The following is a 22,290-nucleotide window of genomic DNA, read 5'->3' as shown; positions in this document are numbered from 1 at the left end:
CTGCCGGCACACTGCCATCACAGAGAGGGATCCGCTCGTCCACCCGTTCGGCAGCACACCGCGCCTGTGGGCCGGAGAACCCCTAGCATGCTGACTGTGCGACCCACTCTCCCGAAGTTCGAGGGCGGCCGGGTGCAGGGCCTCTTGCAGCTCATCGAGGACGGCATCCACCTCGTCGTCGCGGCGCTCCTAGTACTGCTCGCGGGGCTCCTGACCGTCGGGGTCGTCCACGATGTCATCAGGTCAATCCAGGGGCCGTACAGCGAGGAGACGGTCGTTCTCTCCGCCCTGGACAACGGCCTTGTGCTGTTCATCGTGGCCGAGCTGCTCCACACCGTCCGCCTCACCATCAGGAACCAGACCCTCGACGCGGAGCCGTTCCTCGTCGTCGGCCTGATCGCCGGCATCCGCAAGGTGCTCATCGTGACGGCCGAGGCGGAGAAGTCCTTCCGGTGGAACGTCGAGGGCGTCGAACTGCTCATCCTGGCGGCGCTGATCCTCGTGATGGCGACAGCGGTGTACGTGTGGCGGCGCTCGACGCGGCCGGGAGACTACTTCCCGCTCCCGGAGGCCCCGTAGCCTGCGCCGTCACCCATCCCGGTGTGCGGGTCCTGATCCATCACCTTCCGCCTCCACGGCCGCCCGCACCCGCTGCTCCTCGCGAGCAGAGCCGATGTCCCGTTCCAGGGGTGTGCGGCTCACCGCCGTCGCGAGGTCTTCCAAGGCCCGCTTCTGCAGTTCCGCCCCACGCCGCACCACCGGGCTCCGGTCCCCGTCGGTGGCGTCCTCCCACGCGTGGAGCGCCTCCTCCACACGCCCCCAGTCCGGATTCCTGTGCTCGCGCACGTCCACTGCCGCCTGCGCGGTGTCCGCCTCCAGGGCCTCGGCGAACCGCTCCGCCTCTGGGACGAAACGACTGTCGGCCCGCGTGACGTCGCTCTCCATGAGCATCGCCGCCCGACCGAAACCCTTGAGCGCCTTCTGCGCCTCCTCCGCCTCGCGCGACGTCAGGCCCCTGGGGCGGACCGGCTCCTGCTTTGCCCGCTCGTAGGCCTCCTGCCAGGCGGCACGTGCTTCCCTGCTCGCCAGCAGTGCCTTGCGCATGTCGGCGCGATGCTCCGGGGTCGGACCGGCGTAGCTGCGGAGGACCGCGGCCGCGTAGCGGCCGTTGGCGGCGAGCCAGTCCGCAAGCCGGCCGGGCAGTCGGGGCGTCTCCCATGCAGGGAACACCACGTACGCCAGCATGGCCAGTGCCCCGCCGAGCAGGGTGAGCACCACCCGCTCCGGGACCGTCTGCTCCCACGCCTGGCCGCCCATACCAAGCAGGAAGACGACGTACGCGGCAGTGAAGCACTGGGAGTAGGCGTAGCCGGTACGGCTCAGCGTGTACGACAGGCCCGCCGAGACAACCACCAGCGCGCCGAACACATGGGCGTCCGGGCCCAGGGCCCGGACCATCCCGGTGGCGAGTGCGACCCCGGCCAGGGTCCCGGCGAGACGGGCCACCGCACGCGCGTACGTCCGGTGAAAGTCCGGCCGCATCACCATCACCGACGCGATGGGCGCCCAGTAGCCGTGGCCCAGGGGTAGCTGGGCGGCGATCAGATAGCCGAGCGTGGCCACCGCCGCCAGGCGGACGGCGTGCCGGAACACGGGCGAGTCCCCACGGAGCTCACGGCGGACCGCCCGCACGACGACCGGGACAAGCCGGAACATGGTCGGGCGTACCAGGAACTGAGAGCCCGCTGGGCCGGGCTGCGTGGGCCTCTTCCCGCCGCCGCTCCCGGCGATCTCCAACGCCTCGCCGAGCAGCTCCACGAGCCGCTCGGCGGCCTGCCGCGCGGGCCCCTCCAGCACCTCGTGCTCCTCATCGATGCGCAGGACGTCCGCGCTCCTGGGCGGCACCTCGGCGGGAATGCCGCGGCGGATCGAACGGGCGGCCATGTCCAGGACGTCGGCGGCCGCGTCGAGCAACTCCCGCGCGCGGTCCCGCCCGGGACCCTCCGCCGGGGCGCCGACGTTCGGGTCGGCGAGCACGGCGACGACCGGCCGAATGCGTTCGGCGAGGCCCCGGGGACCGTGGAGGACGGGGGGACGGGTTCGGGCCTGTGACGGCGTGACGGCGGCCGCGTCCCGGGCCGTCATCAACGGCTCCGGGTCGAACGGGGCAGTCGGGTCGTGCCGCAGTCGGCGGGCGTAGTCCGCCACGGCGGCCAGGGCGTCGGCGAGCGCGTCACGATGCGCCCCCCAACGCCGGATCGGGAACAGCAAGATCAGAATGGCCTGCACCACGCCTCCGAGCGCGATGACCCCGGCGTGCTCCAGGGCTCGCCCGACGCTCGTGGGCAACGTGACGGTCACCAGCATGCTGCCGACCGTCGTCGCTGCGACGATCCCAGCGGTCGATCCGACGGCCCACGCCATCCCCGCGACAAAGCCCCATACGGCCAGCAGGGGGAGGAACGTCACGAGTCGCCCCGCCGCCAGGTAGCCCACGAAGGTGCTGAGCGCCAGACCCGCGCCCGCGCTGAGAGCGATCACCTTGCGTGGACGCCAGGTGCGCTGGAAAGTGGCCCCACCTGCGGAGTAGGCACCGAGGGCGGCGGACGCGGCGTACGCAGGAGAGATCAGCCACAGCGCCGGTCCGATGACGATCGCCACCCCGGTAGCCGAGCGCAGCGCGAGCAGGGGCTCCAGCCGCGTCTCCTCGATCGTGAGCCCGGATCGCACGACCTCCCCGAAGGCCCGCAGCCAGGTCATGGGAGTGAGCCTAGCCGGAACGCCCTGCCGGGTCGCGCCACCACCCAACGCGCTTCGGTGTCCGGCCCGGGAATTACGGCTCGACCCGCGCCCACTGCGCGCCGGTCCGCAACGCACCCGGACCAATGATTCGATGATCCAAACAAAACGGCCTCTCGGCGTGATGGGAGCGCTGATCCCGGAGTCCGGCAACGCCCTGACACCCGGGAGGATCCAGAACACCTGCGAGGCACAGCACTACGTCCTGGCCGCCATCCGCGGGCGGTTGCGGCTGCCGGCGGGACGGTCCGCGTCAGCCGTCCCTGGCTGCTGTCCACCGGCCTCTCCCGTACACCGAGGTTGCGCCCGGCCGTCATGGCACCAGCCCGATGCCGGGCACACCTCTCCCTCGCTCCGGTCACCCCGTCCATGGGAACCGTCGGCGGTGCGCTGGGCGCCCGCTGGGAGTACGACCGTGCGGTGGGTCGGGCCGCCTCCGGGGTCCGTCAGGGGGGAGGGTCAGCGCCCGGACACGGACTGACCCCGCACCGGCCGAGGCCCCTCGGGGCCCGCGGTGCGGACCAGGTTGCCCGTCTTTTCCCGGTGCTCGTGCACGAGGCGGATCGCAATGGCGCCCTCACCGGTCGCCGAGGCCACCCGTTTGACCGAACCGCTCCTGACGTCGCCGGCGGCGAAGACCCCGGGAAGGGTGGTCTCCAGCAGCAACGGACCACGGCCCAGCGACTCCCACCGGGTCGCGTCGGCCGCCGCCTGCGCGTCGGCTCCGGTGAGGACGAAGCCCTTCTCATCCAGGGCCAGCACGCCCCTGAGCCAATCCGTGTGCGGCCGGGCCCCGATGAACACGAACAGCGCCGCGGCCCGCAGCTCGCGGCGCTCACGGCTTGCGTTGTCCTCCACCGTCAGCGTCTCCAGCTTTTCCTCCCCGGAGATGCCCTGGACTTCGGTGTGGAGCAGCACCTCGATTTTCGGGTGCCGTTCTACCTGGTCCACCAGGTAGCGCGACATGTCGGCGTTGAGGTCACGGCCCCGGACGAGGAGATGGACCCTGGACGCGTGGTTAGCGAGGAACAGCGCCGCCTGCCCGGCGGAGTTCCCGCCACCGACCACTGCGACGGGATCCGCCTGGCAGAGACTCGCCTCGTGGACCGTCGCCGCGTAGTAGACGCTGATGCCCTCCAGGCGCTCGATGCCGGGTACCTCGAGCCTGCGGTACCACACGCCCGAGGCGAGCACCACGGCGCCCGCCCGCGCCTGGGACCCGTCTGTGAAGGTGACGACGTACTCGTCGTCCTGCGAGGTGAGCCCGCTGACCTGGGCCGGCACCATGAGGCGGGCACCGAACTTGTGGGCCTGGACCACCGCGCGTTCGATAAGCTCGCCCCCGGAGATGCCCGACGGGAAGCCAAGGTAGTTCTCGATGCGGGACGAGGTACCAGCCTGGCCTCCGGTGGCCACGGCGTCGACGGTCACCGTGGTGAGGCCGTCAGAGGCACCGTACACGGCGGCGGCGAGTCCCGCGGGGCCCGCACCGACCACCATCACGTCGCAGCGCCCGGCCTCCGGCGAGGAGGCGGGCAGCCCGATGAGCCGGGCGAGTTCGGCGTTGCTCGGATTGCGCAGCACCCGCTCGCTCTTCCAGATGACCACCGGGGTCTCCTCGGGACGGATGGAGAACCGGCGCAGCAGCGCCTCTGCCTCCTTGTCCTTCTCCAGATCCAACCAGCGGTGGGGCAGCCGGTTGCGGGCGGCGAACTCACGCAGCCGCAGCGTGTCCGGTGAATAGCACGACCCCAGGATCCGGAAGCCGGCGCCGAGGCCGATGAGCAGATACCGGCGGCCCAGGTAGGCGCGGAGGATCAGGTCGCCGAGGACGGGGTCGCGGCCGACCAGGGCGCGTTGCCGCTCCACCGGCACGGCCAGGACCTCGCCCGCCTCGCGCATCACGGCGGTGTCGAACGCCGCCTGGCCCTCCAGCAACCCGAGTTCACCCAGGAATCTGCCGGGTCCGTGCACCGCCACCGTGCGCTCGTCGGGCCCGCCGAAGTCGTGGAGTATCTCGACGGTCCCGCTGAGGATCGCGAGGAACTCCCGGAACGGCTCGCCCTCGCAGTACAGCACCTCGCCCTCGGCGGTCCTTCGGCGCTCACCGTGCGCGGTCAGGTCCTCGAACTGCTCCGGTGTCAGGCGCGGGAACGCCCCGTATCGGTCCGGTGTCTCGCGGACCGCACCATGCTTGTGCTCGGCCGCGCTCATCAGACCGGGGCCTCGTGGACGTAGCACCAGCGCCAGTCCTCTCCCGGTTGGAAGGACTGCACGATGGGGTGGCCGGCGCTGCCTGCGTGCCGCCTGGCGTGCTTGAGGGGCGAGGAGTCACAGCAGCCGACGTGCCCGCAAGTGAGGCAGAGCCGCAGGTGCACCCACGGGGAACCCTCCACGAGGCACTCCTCGCAGCCCTCCGGGGTACGCGGCGTCACTGGGCGCACCATCGCCAGGTGCGGGTCGTGAATCGTGGCCATTGGAATTCTCCTTCCGTGGATGGGATTGCTCAGCCGCGGCCCGCGGCGGTTTGCCGACCCGCCATGGCCTGTTCGACCCACTCACGCAGGACGTGCGCGGGTGCCGCGCCGGCCTGCCGGGCGACCGTCTCGCCCTGGTCCATGACGAGCAGGGTCGGCACCGCCTGTACCTCGAACCGCCGGCTGACCCGTGGGTTCTTGTCGACGTCGACCTTGACGAGCTTGATCCGTCCGGCGAGGTCGCGGGCGACTTGTTCGAGGGCGGGGCTGACCGTGCGGCAGGGGCCGCACCAGGTGGCCCAGAGGTCGACGACGACAGGCGTGGTGGCGTTGTCGGCGATCTCGGCGAAGTCGTCGTCGTCCGCGTCGACGATCCAGGGCAGGGCGTACTTGCAGTGGCCGCATTTGGGGCGGCCCTCGGCGGCCACGGGAATCCGGTTGTCGCGCCCGCAGTTCGGGCAGGTCACCGTCGTCGTGCGGGTGGTGTTCACGCCGCCCTCGCTTCCCGGGCCCCCTCCTGCTGGTCGTAGGTGACCACCAGCTCTCCGTGTTCGGCGTCGACGCGGACCGTCGCGCCGTCCTGCACGTCGCCGCGCAGCAGGGCGCGCCCGACCAGTGTCTCTACCTCGTGGGAGATGTAGCGGCGCAGTGGCCGGGCCCCGTACACCGGGTCGTAGCCTTGGTGGGCGATCACTTCTCGGGCTGCGTCGGTGAGTTCGACGGTGATGCGCCGTTCGGCGACCCGCTGCCGCAGTTCGTCGAACTGCAGCTCCACGATCCGCTCGATCTGCCGCTCACCGAGCGGCTTGAACAGCACGATGTCGTCGACGCGGTTGAGGAACTCCGGGCGGAAGTGCCCGCGCAGCTCGCCCATCACCAGGGCGCGGGCGTCCGGCTTGATCTCGCCCTCGGCGGTGGCGCCGTCGAGGAGGTGCTCGGAACCGATGTTGGACGTCATGATGATCACGGTGTTGCGGAAGTCGACGGTGCGGCCCTGGGCGTCGGTGATGCGGCCGTCGTCGAGGATCTGCAGCAGGGTGTTGAAGACATCGGTGTGCGCTTTCTCGATCTCGTCGAACAGCACGACCGAGTACGGCTTGCGGCGTACGGCCTCGGTGAGCTGGCCGCCTTCCTCGTAGCCGACGTATCCGGGCGGTGCCCCCATCAGTCGGCTGACGGTGTGCCGCTCCTGGTACTCGCTCATGTCGAGGCGGACCATGTTCTCCTCGGAGTCGAACAGGGTCCGGGCGAGGGTCTTGGCCAACTCGGTCTTCCCGACGCCGGTGGGGCCGAGGAAGATGAACGAGCCGATGGGGCGGCGAGGGTCGCGGATGCCGGAGCGGGCGCGGATGATGGCGTCGGCGACGAGCTTGACGGCCTCGTCCTGGCCGATGACGCGCTCACGCAGGATCTCGTCGAGGCGCAGCAGTTTCTCGCGTTCGCCCTCCTGGAGCCGGGCGACGGGGATGCCGGTCCAGGCGGCGACGATCTCGGCGATCTCCTCCTCGGTGACGACCTCGCGCAGCAGCCGGTTCTGCCCTTGTTTCGCGGCCAGTTGCTCCTCCTCCGCGGCAAGTCGGCGCTCCAGGTCCTGGAGTCGGCCGTAGCGGAGTTCGGCGGCGCGGTTGAGGTCGTAGGCGCGTTCGGCCTCCTCCGCGTCGTGGCGGACCTGCTCCAGTTCCTGGCGCAGCTCCTGCACGCGGCGGATCGCCTGCCGTTCGGCCTCCCATTGGGCGTGTTTGGCGTCGGCCTCGCCGCGCAGGTCGGCCAGTTCCCTGCGCAGCTCCTCCAGGCGGGTCTTGCTGGCGGGGTCGGTCTCCTTGGACAGAGCCGCGTCCTCGATCTCCAGGCGGGTGACGCGGCGGGTGATCTCGTCGAGTTCGGCGGGCATCGAGTCGATCTCGGTACGCAGCCGGGCGCACGCCTCGTCGACGAGGTCGATGGCCTTGTCGGGCAGGAACCGGTCGGTGATGTAACGGTGGCTGAGGGTGGCCGCGGAGACCAGCGCGGTGTCCTGGATCTTCACGCCGTGGAAGATCTCCAGGCGTTCGCGCAGTCCGCGCAGGATGGAGATGGTGTCCTCCACACTCGGCTCGTCGACCAGTACCTGCTGGAAGCGGCGTTCGAGGGCGGCATCCTTCTCGATGTGCTTGCGGTACTCGTCGAGGGTGGTGGCGCCGATCATGTGGAGTTCGCCGCGGGCCAGCATCGGCTTGAGCATGTTGCCCGCGTCCATGGCCCCTTCGGCGGCGCCCGCGCCGACGACGGTGTGCAGTTCGTCGACGAAGAGCAGGATGCGCCCCTGGGCGGCCGTGACCTCGCTGAGCACAGCCTTGAGGCGTTCCTCGAACTCCCCGCGATACTTGGCGCCGGCGACCAGGGAACCCATGTCCAGGGCGAACACCGTCTTCTCGCGCAGGCCCTCGGGGACGTCGCCGCGGACGATGCGCTGGGCGAGGCCCTCGACGATGGCGGTCTTGCCGACGCCGGGGTCGCCGATGAGGACGGGGTTGTTCTTGGTCTTGCGGCTGAGGATCTGAGTGACTCGGCGGATCTCTGCGTCCCGGCCGATGACCGGGTCGAGCCTGCCGTCCCTGGCCTCGGCGACGAGATCGCGGCCGTACTTCTCCAGAGCCTCGTAGGCCACTTCGGGGTTGGCGGAGGTGACGCGCTGGTTGCCCCGGACCTGGGTGAGCGCGCTCAGGAACGAGTCCCTGGTGATGCCGGCCTGGTTGAGCAGTCGCCCGGCGGCGGTCGCCGAGCCCTCCTCAGCCAGGGCGAGCAGGAGATGTTCCACGGACACATACTCGTCCTTGAGGCGTTTGGCCTCCCGCTCGGCGGCATCGAGCAGTCGGGCGAGGCGCTGAGTGACGAAGACCTGGCCGGGTGCCGCGCCGGGGCCGGTGACCTTCGGGCGGCGGGAGAGCTCCTCGCGCACGGCCTCGCGAAGTTCCTTCGGCTCGGTGCCGGCCTGTTGCAGCAACCGTGGGATCAGACCGTCCTGCTGATCGAGAAGTGCGAGCAGCAGGTGTTCCCCGTCGACCTCGGTGTGCCCCATGCGGACGGCCGCGGTCTGGGCCTCCTGGAGGGCTTCCTGGGACTTTTGGGTGAGACGGTTCATGTCCATGGGGGTGTTTCACTCCTCGTGCCTCGGTCGCGCAGGGCGGCTTCGAGCAGGCTGATGCGGTCGAGCAGGTCGAGCACCAGGCCGATGGATGCGTAGTTGAGGCAGAGTCCGGTGCGCAGCCGCTGGATGCGGGCGAGGACCGCCGGTGCCGTGGGGTCGAACACCAGATGCCCCGCGGCGTCGCGTTCGGCGTCGACGAGGCCGAGGGCGACGAACCGGCGGATCAGGTCGGGGTGGAGTCCCGAGCGACGGGCCACGGCGTCCAGGGAGAGCCTGGGGGCGGGCACGAGCGCGTACCGGACGGCCGTCGAGGCAGTGACATCGGTGCCCGTCCGTACCGGACGGTCGCCCACGCCGGCCCGGCCGATGCCTGCCGCTCCCGCGGGTCGGTCGTTCATCGCGTCCTCCTGGGGTCGAACGAGGAGGTGGCAGCGAGCTCCTCGAACAGTTCGCGCTCCCGCTCGCCGAGGGTGGGCGGCACCATGATGCGGAGTTCGGCGTACAGGTCGCCGTTCGCGCCGCGCGGGTTCGGCATGCCCTCGCCGCGCAGCCGCAGGCGCCGGCCGCTGGACGACCCCGCGGGCACCGTGACCTTGGCCGTGCCACCGCCGGGGGTGGGCACCGGCACGGTCGCACCCAGGGCCGCCTCCCAGGGGGCTACCGGGACCTGGACGTGCACGTCGCGGCCGTCCAGCCGGAACCGGGGGTGGGACTGGATACGCACCCGCAGGTACAGGTCGCCCGCGGGGGCGTCACCACTGCCGCGGCCTCCCTCGCCCGCCAGGCGGATGCGTTGCCCGTCAGTGACGCCGGGTGGCACGTCGACCTCGTAGCGCCGCGGCTGCCCGGTGGGACCGGCGAGCGTGACGGTGCGACGGCCGCCCTTGTACGCCTCCTCGACGGTGAGCAGCAGTTCGGCCTCCTGGTCGGCTCCTGGTACGCCGGCGGGTGCGGCGCCTGCTCCGAAGAGCGAGCCGAGCAGGTCCTCGATGTCGACACCCTCCGTTGCGAAGTCGTCGCCGAAGCCGGTGGTGTACCGGACACGGGGGCCGCCCGCGCCCGCGGTCCTCCGAGCGCGGAAGCCGCCGCCCGCTCCGGCCGCGACCCGTTCGTCGAAGTCCTCGGGGATCTTGCGGAAGTCCTCGCCGAAGCGGTCGTAACGGGCCCGGGTCTTCGGGTCCGACAGGACGCTGTAAGCCTCGTTGAGGTCCTTGAAGCGTTCCTCCGCCTCCGGGTCCTTGTTGACGTCGGGGTGGTACTTGCGTGCGAGTTTGCGATATTCCTGCTGTATCTCGTCCTGGCTCGCGGTCCGCGACACGCCCAGTACCTCGTAGAAGTCCCGTGCCATGACCGGTCACTCCCGCTTCGCGACAGTCACGGCGGCGGGCCTGAGCTGCCGCTCGCCGTCCCCGTATCCGGGGCGCAGCACCTCGACGACCGTGCCTGGTGGGGCGTCGGGGTCCTGGACGACGCCGACCACCTCGTGCCGGGCCGGATCGAAGGCGACGCCTGTCTCCGCGTGGCGCGGGTAGCCGAGCAGTTCGAGGACGTTCACCGCCTGGTCGCGTACGGCCTGGATGCCCTCCACGATCGCGCCCGGATCGGCCCCGGCGTGGGTCAGGGCGAGTTCGAGGTTGTCGAGGACGGGCAGGAATGCGGCCGCGGTGCGGGACCGCTCGACTGCCCGTTCGCGCTCCAGTTCCCTGGCGTGGCGCTTGCGAAGGTTGTCGAGGTCGGCGAGCGCGCGCCGCCAGCGGTCCTCCAGTTCTTGGATCGCGGTCGTGTACTCGTCCTCGGCTAGCGCGGGGCCGGCGGCGTCGGGTCCCGGTTCGCCGTTCGCCGCTTCCGGCCGGGTCGGGGGGGCCGGTTGGGGCAGATCCCCGCGGGGAGGGCGTACGGCGCCTTCCGGGGTCGGTTCGATCGGATCCGACGCGGCCCGGTCGGGTTCCTGGGGGTGGCTGGGCATGGCGCGCCTCAGTCCTTGTCGAATTCGGCGTCGATGACATCGTCGCCACCTTCACCGCCGCTCGTGGGACCGCTGGTGGCGGCGTCCTGGCCGGGGCCGTCCGTGGTGGCGGCGCCCTGATGGGCCGTCAGCCCGGCAAGCACCTGCTGGAGTTCGGAGGTCAGGGGCCGTACGCGCTCCACGCCCGCCTCTTCCTTGACCGCCGCCCGGGCGTCGGACACGAGCATCTCGGCGCGTGCCTTCTCGTGTGCGGGCGCTGCGTCGCCCAGTTCGGCGAGGCGCTTGTCGACCTGGTATGCGACGGCGTCGAGCTCGTTACGGGCGTCAACGGCCTCGCGGAGTGCCTGGTCCTGGCCCTGGTTGTGCTCGGCCTCCTGGACCATGCGTTCGACCTCACTGCGGTCCAGGTTGGAGCTCTCGCTGATGGTGATGCCCTGTTCCTTGCCCGTGTCCCGGTCGCGGGCCTTGACGTTGAGGATGCCGTTTGCGTCGATGTCGAAGGTGACCTCGATCTGTGGTTCGCCCCGCGGCGCCGGCCGGATGTCGGTGAGCTGGAACCTGCCCAGTACCCGGTTGTCGGCGGCCCGCTCGCGCTCGCCCTGGAGGACCACCACATCGACGGCCGGCTGGTTGTCCTCGGCGGTGGAGAAGGTCTCGCTGCGGCGCACCGGGATGGTGGTGTTCCGCTCAATGATCTTCGTCATCACTCCGCCGCGCGTCTCGACGCCCAGCGACAAGGGGGTGACGTCGAGCAGCAGGACGTCCTTGACCTCGCCCTTGAGCACCCCGGCCTGGATCGCGGCACCCAGGGCCACGACCTCATCGGGATTGACGCTCATGTTGGGTTCCTTGCCTCCGGTCAGTCGGCGGACCAGAGCCTGGACAGCGGGGATGCGGGTGGAACCGCCGACGAGGATGACCTCGTCGATGTCGCTCTCGCCGACCTTGGCGTCGGCCATCGCCTGCTGGACCGGTCCCAGGCAACGCTCCACCAGGTCGCCGGTGATCTGCTCGAACGTGGACCGCATGATCGAGTCCGTGAGGTGCTTGGGGCCCGAGGCGTCGGCGGTGATGAACGGCAGGCTGACCTGCGTCTGCGTCACCGAACTGAGCTCGGTCTTGGCCTTCTCCGCCGCCTCGAACAGTCGTTGCAGCGCCTGCGGGTCCTGGCGCAGGTCGATGCCGTTCTCCTTCTGGAAGTCGTCCGCGAGGTAATCCACCAGACGCCGGTCGAAGTCGTCACCGCCCAGGTGGCTGTCGCCGGCGGTGGAGCGCACCTCCACCACGCCATCGCCGACGTCGAGAATGCTCACGTCGAAGGTGCCGCCGCCCAGGTCGAAGACGAGGACAGTCTCGTGCTCCTTCTTGTCCATGCCGTACGCGAGGGCAGCCGCCGTCGGCTCGTTGATGATCCGCAGCACCTCCAGTCCCGCGATCCGTCCGGCGTCCTTGGTGGCGGTGCGCTGAGCGTCGTTGAAGTAGGCGGGCACCGTGATGACCGCCTCCGTGACCCGCTCCCCCAGCTGCTTGGAGGCGTCGTCGGCGAGTTTGCGCAGCACCTGCGCGCTGATCTCCTCCGGCGCGTACAGCTTGTCGCGCACCTTGAAGCGGGCCGCCCCGCCGTCGCCCTCGACGATGTCGTACGCCACCGCCCTGGCCTCGTCAGAGATCTCGTCGAAGTGCCGGCCGATGAACCGCTTGGCCGAATAGATGGTGCCCTTGGGGTTGAGGATCGCCTGGCGCCGGGCCAGCTGGCCCACCAGGCGCTCGCCGGTATCGGTGAAGGCGACCACGGATGGTGTCGTGCGGTTGCCCTCGCTGTTGGGCACGACGGACGGCTCGCCGCCCTCCCACGCGGCGATCACCGAGTTGGTGGTGCCCAGATCGATGCCCACTGCCTTGGCCATGAGGAACTCCTCCCGGTGCGGCGGCCTGCGCCGACTCTCCGGATCACGTTCGTTCAGGTACGGATGGGACCTCCGCCGGTGGTCCGCAGCCCGCCGATCAGCCGCACGGCCTTGTCGGCGACCGCCTCGTGCACGACGACCTCGTACTTGCTCGGCTACATCGAGCGGAGCGAGGCGAAATCCCGGCGCACGCCCTGCAGGGCGTGCAGCAGCATGCCGAACAGCGCGCCGACGACTGCTCCGAAGATCAGCCCGTACAGGGTGAGGAGCAGGGCGGAGATGACGTGGTCGAGCCGGTCGTCCAGGCCGAAGGGCCAGGCGATCAGCGCACCGGGAAGGGGCCCGCTCACCGCTCCGTACAGGACGGCCGTGCCGTAGTCCATGCGGCCGATGCCCTGCTCGACGAGGCGGACGTCTGGCCGACGACGGCCACCCTCGGCGCGGGAGACCCCGAGTCCGAAAGGTGGTCGACTGCGCGTTCGGCTTCCTGGTACGTCTCGTCCGTGGCAACCGGCCTACAAGGCTGCTCGGTCATCGCCCAGTCCTTCCTGACTGTGTGCACGACGGCCCCCAGCAGTTCCCAGACTCGCAGACCAAGCAGCTCTACGCCTGCACCCGGCAGGTCAAAGAGCAGCGGAGCCTGTCGCCCTGCGAGCACGAGACGAAGTCTCCCGACAGCACGGGTAAATTGGGAGGGGAGGCGCACAGGAAGGATCGCTGCCACCTCTCTGAGGGCTCAGGAAAGGGAGGGTTCCGATGGCTGGCAGCCGGGCGCACAACCTGCACCGCCGCCGTCCGACCCGGAGAGCAGCCTTCCGCTGGGCAGCGCCGGGCGGCAGTCGACGGCCACGGGGAGAGGGCCTCGCCCACCTCGTTCCAACCCCGGCCGATCACGCCCTCCACGAACTGATGGTGCTCTTCAGCGCCCTGTCCGGAACCCGTGACGAAGGCGAGATCCTGCGCCTGGCCATGGACCACGTAGCCGCCGCAGGGCCATACCGCGCAGAGGCCGGATACCTCAAGGTGGGCGGCGACCTGGTCCCCAACCCGAGGGACGGGCAGATCCATACCTCGGCCGTGGGCCGGAGGGTGCGGGAGCTGGCCGGGCAGGACGGCTCTGTGACCGTACCCGGCCGACCCTGGGGCCGGGCTCTGGGGCTACGCGGACTTGAGGGACTCCATGGCTACCTTGTGGTGACGTCCCGCTCCCGACCCACCGAGGCCGAGCGCTCCCTGCTCGCCACGCTCGTCCGGCACACCGCTGCCGCCCTGTCAGCCGCCTTCACACACCGCCGCCAACGCGAGGACGCGCTGGAGCTGCACCGACTGAGGGAGGAACGGACGGCCCTCCAGCGGCAGCTGATCTCCGTCGTCGCTGAGCTGAGATGCCAGTGGGCCATTCACGCGCTCATGGCCGACGTCGCTGCCTCGGGCGGCGGCGAGGAAGCCATCACCCGCGCACTGCACGAACTCACGGGACTCCCCGCGCTGGTCGAAGACCGCTTCGGTCGGCTGAGGTCCTGGACCGGCCCCAGCCGCCCCGATCCCTATCCGGAGCCGGACCCCGTGCACCAGGACGAAATGCTGCATGCGGCTGCCCGGGAGGTCGGGCCGGTGCGGATAAGGGACCGGCTGACAACTCTGATCCGCCCGCACGGCGAGGTCCTGGGCGTGCTGGCCCTGGTCGATGCCCGGGGCGAGGCCGACGAACACACCGTGCTCGCGCTGGAACACGCCGCCACGTCGCTCGCCCCGGAGCTCGCGCACCTGCGTAATCTGGCCGAAGTGGAGCTGAAGCTGCACCGCGAGCTGGTCGACGACCTCCTGGCAGGGACGGACGAGGCGAGCGCCTACGCCCGGTCCGAGGCAGTCGGACACGACCTCCACCGCAGCCAGTACATCGTCGTGGTGCAGTGGTCGAACCGGACTGCGGACGATTCCTTCGCGCAGACCGTGGGCCGAGCGGCCTCTGCCGTGGGCATGCGCTCGCTGCTGACGAGACGTACCGACCACGTGGTCCTGGTCGCCGACGACAGGCCGCACGCCCGCGCGCTGTACGAGGCGCTCGCCCGGGAGACCGGGACACGGTCCGGGACGATCGGGGTGAGCGCCCTGTGCGACTCCCTGGACGACATCCCCCACCGCTACCAGGAGGCGCAGCGCGCCCTGGAAGTACGCCGCCACTCCCACGAGCGCTACGGCACGACATTCTTCGACGAGCTCGGCCTCTACCGCGTACTGGGGCCTGGCAACGATTACCGGGAACTAGAGACATTCGTCCACGAGTGGCTCGGGCAGCTCATCGACTACGACTCCCGGCACCATACGGCCATGGTGGAGACCCTGTCCCGGTACTTCGACTGCGGCGGCAACTACGACGTGACCGCCGAATCCCTCGCGATCCACCGCAGCACGCTGCGCTATCGGCTCCAGCGCATCCGCGACATCAGCGGCAACGACCTCGCGAACGTCGAGGACCGCCTCAACCTCCAGGTGGCGACCCGAGTGTGGACGATCGTGCTGGGCGGACCTGGCTGATGCCCCGCTGGAACCGGCGCCCGCCTGTGGACGAAGGCAGCCTGAGCGTCAGCGGATGCTGCGGCAGATGTCGCCGCCGGAGCGAAGCGAGCGTAAGGGGGCCGGACACCATCGCCCTGTGACGCGCGAGCCGCGGCCCGCGCGTCACAGGGCGATGACGTGGAGGTCGACCAGGTCGAGCAGCGCCCGCAGGGCCGAGCTGGGCCGCCGGGTCGACGACGTGCCGAGATGCATGCTCCAGCGGAGCATGGTGCCGTGGACGTCCAGGACTTGCAGGCCGGGGGTGCGGGCAACGGCGAACGCGGGCAGGAAGGCGATGCCCAGACCGTGCCGGACCAGTGCCGCCCCCATGTCGATGTCGGGCACTTCCAGTGCCACCCGGCGTACGACGCCCGCCACCGCGAACGCCCGGTCGACCACCTCGCGGTTGCCGTAGCCCGGTGGAAAGTCCACGAAGGGCTCCCCCGCGAGGTCCGCAAGTGCCACCTCCCCCCGCTGCGCGAGCGGATGGGCGGCGCTCACCACCAGGACGAGCGGCACGGTGGCCAGCTCCCGTGCGTCGATCCCGGCGGGTTTGTGCTCGGGCAGCGACAGGAAAGCCACGTCCAGGTCCCCGCTGAGCAGTGCGTGCGCCAGTCCCGCCGATCCGGTCGTCGCCAGCCGCAGCCGGACGTCGATCGCCGGATGCCGCGCGTGCAGCTGCCCGAGGAGCGCAGGCAGGTCCACCACCTCGACCGAGGCCATGGCGCCCACATTCACCGTGCCGCGCAGCGTGTCCTGTGCGGCGCGCACGGCGTCCTGGGCCGCCTGGGCGGCGTGCAGGGTGGCCCGCGCCTCCGGCAGCAGCGCCGCGCCCGCCCCGGTGAGCCGGACCTGCTGCGATGTGCGCTCGAACAGCGCGCAACCGAGCTCGCGTTCCAGGGAGCGGATCGCGGCGGACACCCCGGACTGCACCACGTGCAGCCGTCGGGCGGCACGCGTGAAACTCAACTCCTCGGCGACCGCGATGAACTGTTCCAGCTGACGTAGCTCCACACGAGAAGTATCACTCGCAGTGCTCGAGCCCAGCAAAAACATTCGTTGGCACTGATCCCGGCTGGTGAGGAGACTGGAAAGCGCCATCCACTTCCGCCCGAGGAGGGGTACCCCTGCCTGCCGTTCCGACGCCGCTGAGCCGTCCCACAGCTGACGCTCCCGACGACCCGACCCATCCGATCCCAGCACCCGCTCCCGCCGACCTGCCGCCCCGCGCCCCCGCCCGGCGTCGTGCCTCGCACACGACCGGCTTTTGGTTCGTGGCGGTGGCCTTCACCGTACTTATGGCCTTCGGTACCGCGCCGACCCCGCTGTGGCCGCTGTACGAGGCCCGGGACCACTTCGGCGCGACCACGGTCACGGTGGCGTACGCCTCGATGGTCGTGGGCGCAGCGGCCGCCTTCCTCGGACTGGGACACCTGTCGGACCGGCTCGGCCGACGGCGCGTCATCGTCCCTGCGCTGCTGGTTGGCATCGTCGCCTCGGTCGTACTGATCACGTGGCAGGACCTGCCGGGGCTGATCACGGGCAGGATCCTGAACGGTGTCGGACTGGGGTTGATGGCCTCGACCGCGACGACGTACCTGCACGACCTCCACCACGAGGCCCGTCCGGAACAGACGGGTTCGGTGCTGCCCGGCATCGTGGCCACCGCCGCCAACCTCGGCGGCCTGGCCTCAGGGCCCCTGGTCGCCGGAGCCGCCGCCGAGTGGCTTCCCACGCCCCTGATCACCGTCCAGGCGATCTTCACGCTCGCCATGGCGGTGTGCCTGGCGCTGGTGCTGTCCACCCCGGAGACCGTGGACCTGGAGCTGCCCGCGGCCGAACCGCCCAGCAGGTTCGTCCTGCGCCCCGGCGGCGGGCGGACGTTCGGCGCGGCCGGCGCGCTGGGCGCCTTCGCCTTCGCGATCCTCGGCCTGATCTCCTCCCTCGGGGCGAGCGTGCTCCATGGCACCCTGCACACCGACTCGCACCTCGTGGTCGGCTTGTCGGCCTTCCTCATGTTCGGTTCCGCGGCGGCCGCCCAGCTGGTGCTGGGCCGCCTCCCACTGCCCCGGGTCCTGACCGTGGGGGCAGTGGTATTCCCGGTCGGCCTGGTCCTGTGCGCCGTCGCCCTCTACCACCCGGCGCTCTGGCTCTACCTGGTCGCCGTGTCCCTGTCGGGAGCCGGCTCCGGGCTGCTGTTCAAGGGAGGCGTCGAACGTGCCGTTTCAGTGGCCGAGCCCGCCTCACGCGCGGGGGTCCTCGCCGTGTTCTTCGTCATCGCGTACCTGGGCATGGGCCTGCCCTCCGTCCTGTTCAGCATCGCCCTGCGGCATTTCGCCGTGCAGACCGCGATGATCGGCTTCGCGGTGGTCCTCTCCTGCGGCGCCGTTGTGTCGGTCGCCGTCGCGTTGCGCGAACGCGCACCCGGTCCCGGCGCGCTCTCGGCGCAGTCCGCTCGCCGCTCCTGACCTTTGAAGTCATCGTCGAGCGCGGAGGTGGGTGAAGAAGGCGCTGGTTGCCCGCTTCGACGGCGTCCCGCTCAAACGGCAGTGCCCAGCGGTAATGGCCGACCGAGAGCCGTTGAAACCCAACCGCATCGGCACCACCGAGTTGGTGAAGCGGCTCCTCGCGGACTGCTGCGAGATATGCGGATCAACGAGCCGGATTGAGGTCCCTCACATCCGGAAACTCGCCGATCTCAAGCAACAGGGCCGAGCCGAGCGCCCCATGTGGGTGAAGTGATGGCAATGAGACGACGTAGGACCGACGGGTACGGGGTCCCGGACATCGACCGGCTGGTCCCCGAGGACGCGGACGCCTGCCCTGATGACGGTCGACGGGCAGCGCAGCGTGTTCGGAGGCCGGCTCGATGAGGAACTGCGCAATGTCGAGGACCTGGTGGCCGCCACCGGCCGCGCCCGGGCCACCATCCAGCTGGTACTGGGGCAGGTGCCACACGGTCGCGAGGGCCGGGCGCGGATGCTCGACATCGTCTGCGGGCTCCGTGACGACCCACGTGCAATCGCCGGCGTTCTCGCCTCACCACTGCGGCGCTGCGCGAGGTGGCCCTGCAGCGGCCGGCGGACGCGTGGGTCGGGCAGTGACAGTGGGCATAGGGTCCGGACGCCACGCCGCGGGAGGTCATGCCCGACGAGGAGCGACCGACCGCGTCACACTGACAGCAGGTGTGCCGACGAGACGGGGTGGTCGCGAATGAAGTTCGGAGTATCGACATTTGTCACCGATGAGGGCATCGGCCCCAAGGCGTTGGGACCCGCCCTGGAGGAGCGTGGGTTCGACTCCCTGCTGCTGGCCGAGCACTCGCATATTCCGGTCAAGCGGGAGTCCCCGTACCCGGGGGGCGGTGAGCTGCCGCGGATCTACTACCGGACGCTCGACCCGTTCGTGGCGCTCGCCGCGGCCGCCTCGGTGACCCGGGACCTGCTCCTGGGCACCGGCATCGCTCTGGTGATCCAGCGCGATCCGATCCACACCGCGAAGGAGGTCGCCTCCCTCGATCTGATCTCCGGCGGCCGGGCCGTGTTCGGGGTCGGCGCGGGCTGGAACCGCGAGGAGATGCGCAACCACGGGACGGATCCGGCCGTCCGCGGGCGGCTCATGGACGAACGCATCCGCGCGATGATCGAGCTGTGGACCAAGGAGGAGGCCGAGTTCCATGGCGACTTCGTCGACTTCGATCCCGTCTACGCCTGGCCCAAGCCGGTCCAGAAGCCCCATCCGCCCATCTGGGTCGGGGGCGACAGCGAGCGCGCTTTCGAACGCGTCGCCGCGTACGGTGCGGCGTGGATGCCGAGCGCTCTGCCGCTCGAGAAGCTGGGTGAACGCATCGCGCGTATGCGGCGGACGGCCGGTGACCGCCCGTCCGTCGTGGTGTACGCGGGCCGGCACGACCGCAAGGCGCTCGACACCTATGCCGAACTCGGCGTCGAACGCGTCCTGTTGTATCTGCCGACCCTGCCGGAGAACGAGACGCTGCGCACCCTGGACGAACTGGCCGAGGCCACGTCCGGCCACCGGTGACAGCCCGCGGCTGCCGCTGAATAGGAGGTGACCGTGCCGGACATGGCCGGGGACGAGGCGCGCCGCCGGTTCATGACCGCGCGGGTGGCGCGCCTGGCGACGGTGGACGCGGGCCTGCGCCCGCATCTGGTGCCGGTCGTCTTCGCGGCCCACGGCGAGGAGATCGTCACCGCCGTCGACTGGAAGCCGAAGAGGTCACAGCAGCTGAAACGCTTGGACAACATCGCGGCCCACCCGGCTGTCTGCCTGCTCGTCGACGCGTACGACGAGGACTGGGAGCGGCTGTGGTGGGTCCGCGCGGACGGTGACGCCCGCGAGCTGCCGCCCGGCACCCAGGGCGAGTACCCGGCGGCCGTCGCCCTGTTGCGGGAGAAGTACGCGCCGTACCGGCAGCGACCGCCGACCGGTCCGGCGCTCGTGATCGCCGTCCGCCGGTGGCACGGCTGGCGTGCCGCGTCGGGGGGTTGACCGTAGGGCAGGAGACAGGCCGCCCCCGGCACCATCACGGCTCGTCGTCGCCGCTATTCGGCTACCCGACACCGCCGTTGCCCCGGAGAAGCTGCGTGTCCATCCGCTCGCCGTCCCGACACCGCTCGTCTCCCCCGGCGCGCGGCGAACGCCGCAGCTCAGCCAGGCCCGCTCGTGCTGCTCCGTCTCACCTACCTGACCGCTGCTCACCTCTTCGCCGCTCTGGGCCTGCCGCACACGAGTGACCACGCCAAGGCCACAGAAATCCTCGCCCTACGCACCAGCTCTCTCTCCTCGAGCGCCAACTCGACTCGCAGAAAGTAGAGTTCAGCCCCCGTAGACCGGGCGGCCGTCCTCGCAGCGCTCCTGGCCCCGCTCCCCCCGTGCGGTGCTGCGCGGCTACTGCTACTCGTCCCTCCGGCCACCATCTTGCGACGGCATCACGACCTTGCCCTTGCCGAATACCTCATCCATCCAGGTGGAGCGGATTTCGGCGCTAGCCGAGGCCGCTCAAGTCACCGCTATCGCTTGACAGCGGTGGGCGCGGCATGATGATCAGTCGTGCTGCTGAGACTGGCGTACCTGGGGGTGACGAACACGTTCGCGATACTGCGACTGTTACCGATGAGCGACCGTGAGAATTTCCGAGCGGCACAGGGCGCCTCGCCATAGTTCTCACCGTCGTAGGCGGTGCGGACGTCGGAGATCACGTCCTTGGAGCGGTCAGGCGTGTCAGCACACGCAGCTGCGACAGTCTCCACCCGCGAGACCAGCTTGAGGATGTTGGCGCTTGTGTTGGTCCCGAATTCGGTGCTCGTGCAGCGGTTGGCGTACGGCCGATGTACTACCGGGCACCCGGTGGAGCCTTCACCCCCTACAGCCGCAAGCTCGCCGCTTCCCGGGGCACGCGCCCGCTGGGCTGGAACGTGGACAGCAAGGACTTCGAGCGCCCCGGTACGGACACCATCGTCGCCACCGTCGAGCGGGAGCTGCCCAACGGACCGACGATCCTCTTCCACGACGCGGGCGGCGACCGCGCCCAGACCGTCGAAGCCCATGAGGATATCGGCAGGGGCAGGGTGCGCGGATTGCTGCGGCCCGGCGGCGCGTGGGCGCAGGCGACTGAGCGGAGGCAGCAGTGACCGGCCGGGGGCCTCTCGCGTGCCAGAAGGTCACGGAGGCCGGCCACCGGCCGGTGTCTGTGCCAGGAACTACCGGGACTACATCGTCGGGTCGATGTCCGGCTTGCCCGTACCGCCTGCATGCTCACTCTGCTCCTTGAGCTGGCGGGCCTTGTCCTTCAGACGCTGACGCTCCTGCGGGTCAGAGGCGCGTTCCGCGGCCTGTTCCAGGTCCTGAGCCTTAGCACGCATCTGCTGGGCACGACCGGACTCGCCTGCAGCGCTCATGATCACTCCTTGGGTGATGAGGAAGAGCGGGCCGCACCAGCGAAACAGGCCCCGACACCCTCTGCATCTTCAGCGGTCACCCACTGCTACCTGTGCAGGTGGAACAGCCCTCGCAGTTCGGCAACAGCGTGTGGCGAGGCGGTACCTCTGTCCAGTCCTGGGAACCTCTGTGCGTGGTCTGCTGCAGAGATGCCGGCGAATTCCAGTACCACCGGGGATCGGCTGAGCTGCGCGTCCGGCAGCTTCGTTGGCTTGGGACGCGAGATGCAGTGCTGGCTGGTCTCGCCCCGCTGGGGTCGACGGAGGAGCATAGGAAATGAGCGACCGAGGGAGGCCCGCCATGAAGTCCGAAGCCTCGGATTACGACACCTGGCTGTACTCTCACACACCCTCCCAAGCTGAGGGCGAGCGCGACGAGCCGGCTGAGCGTGCAGCCCAGCACCCGGACGTCCCCAGGACCGAGCCGTCCCAGGCGGAGGGCGAGCGCGTGGACGACATCAAGACCACGTGACCGCAACGAGCTGGGCGTTGCCGGGCCCGGCTCACTACTGCTCGGCCCGGAAGGCCGTCCCGAAGGCGTCGCCTGTCGCGACGACTTCGACTGCGGCGCTCGTTCTCTCGCTGTTCACCGGACTCCCAGGCCCTGTCCGGCGGATCATGCCGGGCTGCCCACCGGCGCTGAACACCGCCCGCGCCAAGTGCGAGGGCGTCTCCGCGGAGAACGCCCGCAAGGCGCTCCTGCCGGGCTCACCACTGATGACCATGAGCGGAGTGATCAACCACCTCCGCTGGGTCGAGTACTACTGGTTCCAGGTGGTCTTCCTCGGCGAGGAGGACCGGGCCCCCTGGACCGAGGAGGACCCCGACCGCGAGATGCGTATCGCCGTCGACTTCCCGCTCACGCAGCTGCTCGACGAATACGCGGAACAGAGCGCCCACTACCGCGAACTGATCGCCGGGAACGGCCTGGACAAGCAGGCCCAGCGAACCATCCGCAACGGCCTCCACGTCGACCTGCGCAGGATCCTCCTCCACCTCACAGAGGAGACAGCCCGCCACAACGGCCACCTGGACATCCTGCGCGAGCCGCTCGTCCGTGCGGGAGCCCGGTTCGAGAGCAGCGTCCTGGTCGAGCGGTCCGAGGCGGCCGCGTGAAGGACATGTCCGCTGCACTCGAAGCTCTGACTGACCGCGATCCGGGCCGGCGGGACGTCTCCGCCGCCTCGCTCGGGGATCTCCTACGCGCCACCACTCTCGACGCCGATACGGCTCGCCTCATCGTGAGGCGTCTGGTCAGTCTGACCGTCAACGAACCCGTCACCCGGGTTCGGGAGTCCGCTCTGAACGCGGTCAGTGAGGCGTTGAACCACCGCCGCCTGCCCCTTGACCTCGTCAAGCCGCTGGCCGCCGCCATGCCGACGATGGAGACAGAGATCCTTGGTCACACGATCTACATCCTCGGTGCCACGCACCCCCCAAGGCGCTGCCGATGATCGAGCCCTTCCTCAACCACCCCGACCAGGACGTGCGCGAGGAA

The 22,290-nt window shown here is 70.2% G+C and carries 21 protein-coding genes and 1 pseudogene; 10 read left to right on the top strand and 12 right to left on the bottom strand.

Annotation, left to right across the window (positions count from 1 at the left end):
* The first annotated feature begins 96 nt into the window (after positions 1-96).
* Positions 97-579: a phosphate-starvation-inducible PsiE family protein gene (locus ACIPWY_RS31945; RefSeq protein WP_393705971.1), complete on the top strand. Its 483-nt coding sequence runs from the start codon at positions 97-99 to the stop codon at positions 577-579.
* Between the two features lie 9 nt (positions 580-588).
* On the opposite strand, the gene ACIPWY_RS31940 is transcribed toward ACIPWY_RS31945, so the two are convergent.
* From ACIPWY_RS31940 to ACIPWY_RS31895, 10 genes are all read right to left on the bottom strand, one after another.
* Complete coding sequence (locus tag ACIPWY_RS31940) at positions 589-2,760, bottom strand: FUSC family protein (RefSeq protein ID WP_401536112.1); 2,172 nt, start codon at positions 2,758-2,760, stop codon at positions 589-591.
* Positions 2,761-3,258: 498 nt separating this feature from the next.
* On the bottom strand, positions 3,259-5,013 hold the full coding sequence (locus ACIPWY_RS31935; RefSeq protein ID WP_362909121.1) for an FAD-dependent oxidoreductase: 1,755 nt from the start codon (positions 5,011-5,013) through the stop codon (positions 3,259-3,261).
* Positions 5,013-5,276: a UBP-type zinc finger domain-containing protein gene (locus tag ACIPWY_RS31930; RefSeq protein ID WP_362909119.1), complete on the bottom strand. Its 264-nt coding sequence runs from the start codon at positions 5,274-5,276 to the stop codon at positions 5,013-5,015. The genes ACIPWY_RS31935 and ACIPWY_RS31930 overlap by 1 nt, the downstream gene beginning before the upstream one ends.
* Before the next feature lie 29 nt (positions 5,277-5,305).
* Positions 5,306-5,767 (bottom strand): thioredoxin, encoded by a 462-nt coding sequence (trxA, locus tag ACIPWY_RS31925; RefSeq protein WP_362909117.1) that lies wholly within the window; start codon positions 5,765-5,767, stop codon positions 5,306-5,308.
* Positions 5,764-8,403, bottom strand: a complete 2,640-nt coding sequence (gene clpB / locus ACIPWY_RS31920; RefSeq protein WP_362909115.1) for an ATP-dependent chaperone ClpB — start codon at positions 8,401-8,403, stop codon at positions 5,764-5,766. Before clpB ends, trxA begins: the two co-directional genes overlap by 4 nt.
* Complete coding sequence (locus ACIPWY_RS31915; RefSeq protein ID WP_393705968.1) at positions 8,394-8,801, bottom strand: chaperone modulator CbpM; 408 nt, start codon at positions 8,799-8,801, stop codon at positions 8,394-8,396. Before ACIPWY_RS31915 ends, clpB begins: the two co-directional genes overlap by 10 nt.
* On the bottom strand, positions 8,798-9,751 hold the full coding sequence (locus tag ACIPWY_RS31910; RefSeq protein WP_362909111.1) for a J domain-containing protein: 954 nt from the start codon (positions 9,749-9,751) through the stop codon (positions 8,798-8,800). The genes ACIPWY_RS31915 and ACIPWY_RS31910 overlap by 4 nt, the downstream gene beginning before the upstream one ends.
* Positions 9,752-9,757: 6 nt before the next feature.
* Positions 9,758-10,369, bottom strand: a complete 612-nt coding sequence (locus ACIPWY_RS31905; RefSeq protein WP_401536108.1) for a nucleotide exchange factor GrpE — start codon at positions 10,367-10,369, stop codon at positions 9,758-9,760.
* Between the two features lie 8 nt (positions 10,370-10,377).
* Positions 10,378-12,276, bottom strand: coding sequence for a molecular chaperone DnaK (gene dnaK, locus ACIPWY_RS31900; RefSeq protein WP_362909107.1), 1,899 nt, complete (start codon positions 12,274-12,276; stop codon positions 10,378-10,380).
* 155 nt (positions 12,277-12,431) lie between these two features.
* Positions 12,432-12,659 (bottom strand): hypothetical protein, encoded by a 228-nt coding sequence (locus tag ACIPWY_RS31895; protein WP_401536105.1) that lies wholly within the window; start codon positions 12,657-12,659, stop codon positions 12,432-12,434.
* Positions 12,660-13,185: 526 nt separating this feature from the next.
* Here ACIPWY_RS31895 and ACIPWY_RS31890 point away from each other — a divergent pair.
* Entirely contained in the window at positions 13,186-14,814 is a 1,629-nt protein-coding gene (locus tag ACIPWY_RS31890) for a PucR family transcriptional regulator (RefSeq protein ID WP_393705989.1), read from the top strand.
* 144 nt (positions 14,815-14,958) lie between these two features.
* On the opposite strand, the gene ACIPWY_RS31885 is transcribed toward ACIPWY_RS31890, so the two are convergent.
* Positions 14,959-15,849 (bottom strand): LysR family transcriptional regulator, encoded by an 891-nt coding sequence (locus tag ACIPWY_RS31885; protein ID WP_393705967.1) that lies wholly within the window; start codon positions 15,847-15,849, stop codon positions 14,959-14,961.
* Positions 15,850-16,109: 260 nt separating this feature from the next.
* Between ACIPWY_RS31885 and ACIPWY_RS31880 the strand changes: the two genes are divergently transcribed.
* The 5 genes and pseudogenes from ACIPWY_RS31880 to ACIPWY_RS31860 form a co-directional block, all read left to right on the top strand.
* Complete coding sequence (locus ACIPWY_RS31880) at positions 16,110-17,303, top strand: MFS transporter (protein ID WP_401536103.1); 1,194 nt, start codon at positions 16,110-16,112, stop codon at positions 17,301-17,303.
* Between the two features lie 31 nt (positions 17,304-17,334).
* On the top strand, positions 17,335-17,577 hold the full coding sequence (locus ACIPWY_RS31875; protein ID WP_393705965.1) for a hypothetical protein: 243 nt from the start codon (positions 17,335-17,337) through the stop codon (positions 17,575-17,577).
* A gap of 471 nt (positions 17,578-18,048) precedes the next feature.
* A complete protein-coding gene (locus tag ACIPWY_RS31870) occupies positions 18,049-18,876 on the top strand; it encodes an LLM class F420-dependent oxidoreductase (RefSeq protein ID WP_326715573.1) in 828 nt (275 codons plus the stop codon).
* Positions 18,877-18,909: 33 nt separating this feature from the next.
* Entirely contained in the window at positions 18,910-19,344 is a 435-nt protein-coding gene (locus ACIPWY_RS31865; RefSeq protein ID WP_362909093.1) for a TIGR03668 family PPOX class F420-dependent oxidoreductase, read from the top strand.
* An 818-nt stretch (positions 19,345-20,162) separates the two neighbouring features.
* A pseudogene (locus ACIPWY_RS31860) lies at positions 20,163-20,486 on the top strand (polysaccharide deacetylase family protein); the annotation flags it as partial.
* Between the two features lie 78 nt (positions 20,487-20,564).
* Here ACIPWY_RS31860 and ACIPWY_RS31855 read toward each other — a convergent pair.
* Positions 20,565-20,753, bottom strand: coding sequence for a DUF6381 family protein (locus ACIPWY_RS31855; protein WP_393705964.1), 189 nt, complete (start codon positions 20,751-20,753; stop codon positions 20,565-20,567).
* A gap of 340 nt (positions 20,754-21,093) precedes the next feature.
* Here ACIPWY_RS31855 and ACIPWY_RS31850 point away from each other — a divergent pair, with 340 nt between their 5' ends.
* From ACIPWY_RS31850 to ACIPWY_RS31840, 3 genes are all read left to right on the top strand, one after another.
* Complete coding sequence (locus ACIPWY_RS31850; protein ID WP_362909090.1) at positions 21,094-21,264, top strand: hypothetical protein; 171 nt, start codon at positions 21,094-21,096, stop codon at positions 21,262-21,264.
* A gap of 146 nt (positions 21,265-21,410) precedes the next feature.
* Positions 21,411-21,908 carry a DinB family protein gene (locus ACIPWY_RS31845; protein WP_393705988.1) on the top strand — a complete coding sequence of 166 codons (498 nt, stop codon included), beginning with the start codon at positions 21,411-21,413 and terminating at the stop codon, positions 21,906-21,908.
* A complete protein-coding gene (locus ACIPWY_RS31840) occupies positions 21,905-22,246 on the top strand; it encodes a hypothetical protein (protein WP_401536100.1) in 342 nt (113 codons plus the stop codon). Before ACIPWY_RS31845 ends, ACIPWY_RS31840 begins: the two co-directional genes overlap by 4 nt.
* Positions 22,247-22,290: the final 44 nt, after the last annotated feature.

This window comes from Streptomyces sp. NPDC090032 (assembly GCF_044748025.1).
Classification (GTDB): domain Bacteria; phylum Actinomycetota; class Actinomycetes; order Streptomycetales; family Streptomycetaceae; genus Streptomyces.
This window is presented reverse-complemented; position numbering and strand designations above follow the sequence as displayed.

What these genes read in the sequence shown, in the direction of transcription:
- ACIPWY_RS31940 (WP_401536112.1), bottom strand. Translation starts at nt 2,760, where the DNA reads ATGACCTGGCTGCGGGCCTTCGGGGAGGTCGTGCGATCCGGGCTCACG.
- ACIPWY_RS31935 (WP_362909121.1), bottom strand. Translation starts at nt 5,013, where the DNA reads ATGAGCGCGGCCGAGCACAAGCATGGTGCGGTCCGCGAGACACCGGAC.
- ACIPWY_RS31930 (WP_362909119.1), bottom strand. Translation starts at nt 5,276, where the DNA reads ATGGCCACGATTCACGACCCGCACCTGGCGATGGTGCGCCCAGTGACG.
- clpB (WP_362909115.1), bottom strand. Translation starts at nt 8,403, where the DNA reads ATGGACATGAACCGTCTCACCCAAAAGTCCCAGGAAGCCCTCCAGGAG.
- ACIPWY_RS31915 (WP_393705968.1), bottom strand. Translation starts at nt 8,801, where the DNA reads ATGAACGACCGACCCGCGGGAGCGGCAGGCATCGGCCGGGCCGGCGTG.
- ACIPWY_RS31910 (WP_362909111.1), bottom strand. Translation starts at nt 9,751, where the DNA reads ATGGCACGGGACTTCTACGAGGTACTGGGCGTGTCGCGGACCGCGAGC.
- ACIPWY_RS31905 (WP_401536108.1), bottom strand. Translation starts at nt 10,369, where the DNA reads ATGCCCAGCCACCCCCAGGAACCCGACCGGGCCGCGTCGGATCCGATC.
- dnaK (WP_362909107.1), bottom strand. Translation starts at nt 12,276, where the DNA reads ATGGCCAAGGCAGTGGGCATCGATCTGGGCACCACCAACTCGGTGATC.
- ACIPWY_RS31895 (WP_401536105.1), bottom strand. Translation starts at nt 12,659, where the DNA reads ATGGACTACGGCACGGCCGTCCTGTACGGAGCGGTGAGCGGGCCCCTT.
- ACIPWY_RS31890 (WP_393705989.1), top strand. Translation starts at nt 13,186, where the DNA reads ATGGTGCTCTTCAGCGCCCTGTCCGGAACCCGTGACGAAGGCGAGATC.
- ACIPWY_RS31870 (WP_326715573.1), top strand. Translation starts at nt 18,049, where the DNA reads ATGAAGTTCGGAGTATCGACATTTGTCACCGATGAGGGCATCGGCCCC.
- ACIPWY_RS31855 (WP_393705964.1), bottom strand. Translation starts at nt 20,753, where the DNA reads ATGAGCGCTGCAGGCGAGTCCGGTCGTGCCCAGCAGATGCGTGCTAAG.
- ACIPWY_RS31850 (WP_362909090.1), top strand. Translation starts at nt 21,094, where the DNA reads ATGAAGTCCGAAGCCTCGGATTACGACACCTGGCTGTACTCTCACACA.
- ACIPWY_RS31845 (WP_393705988.1), top strand. Translation starts at nt 21,411, where the DNA reads ATGCCGGGCTGCCCACCGGCGCTGAACACCGCCCGCGCCAAGTGCGAG.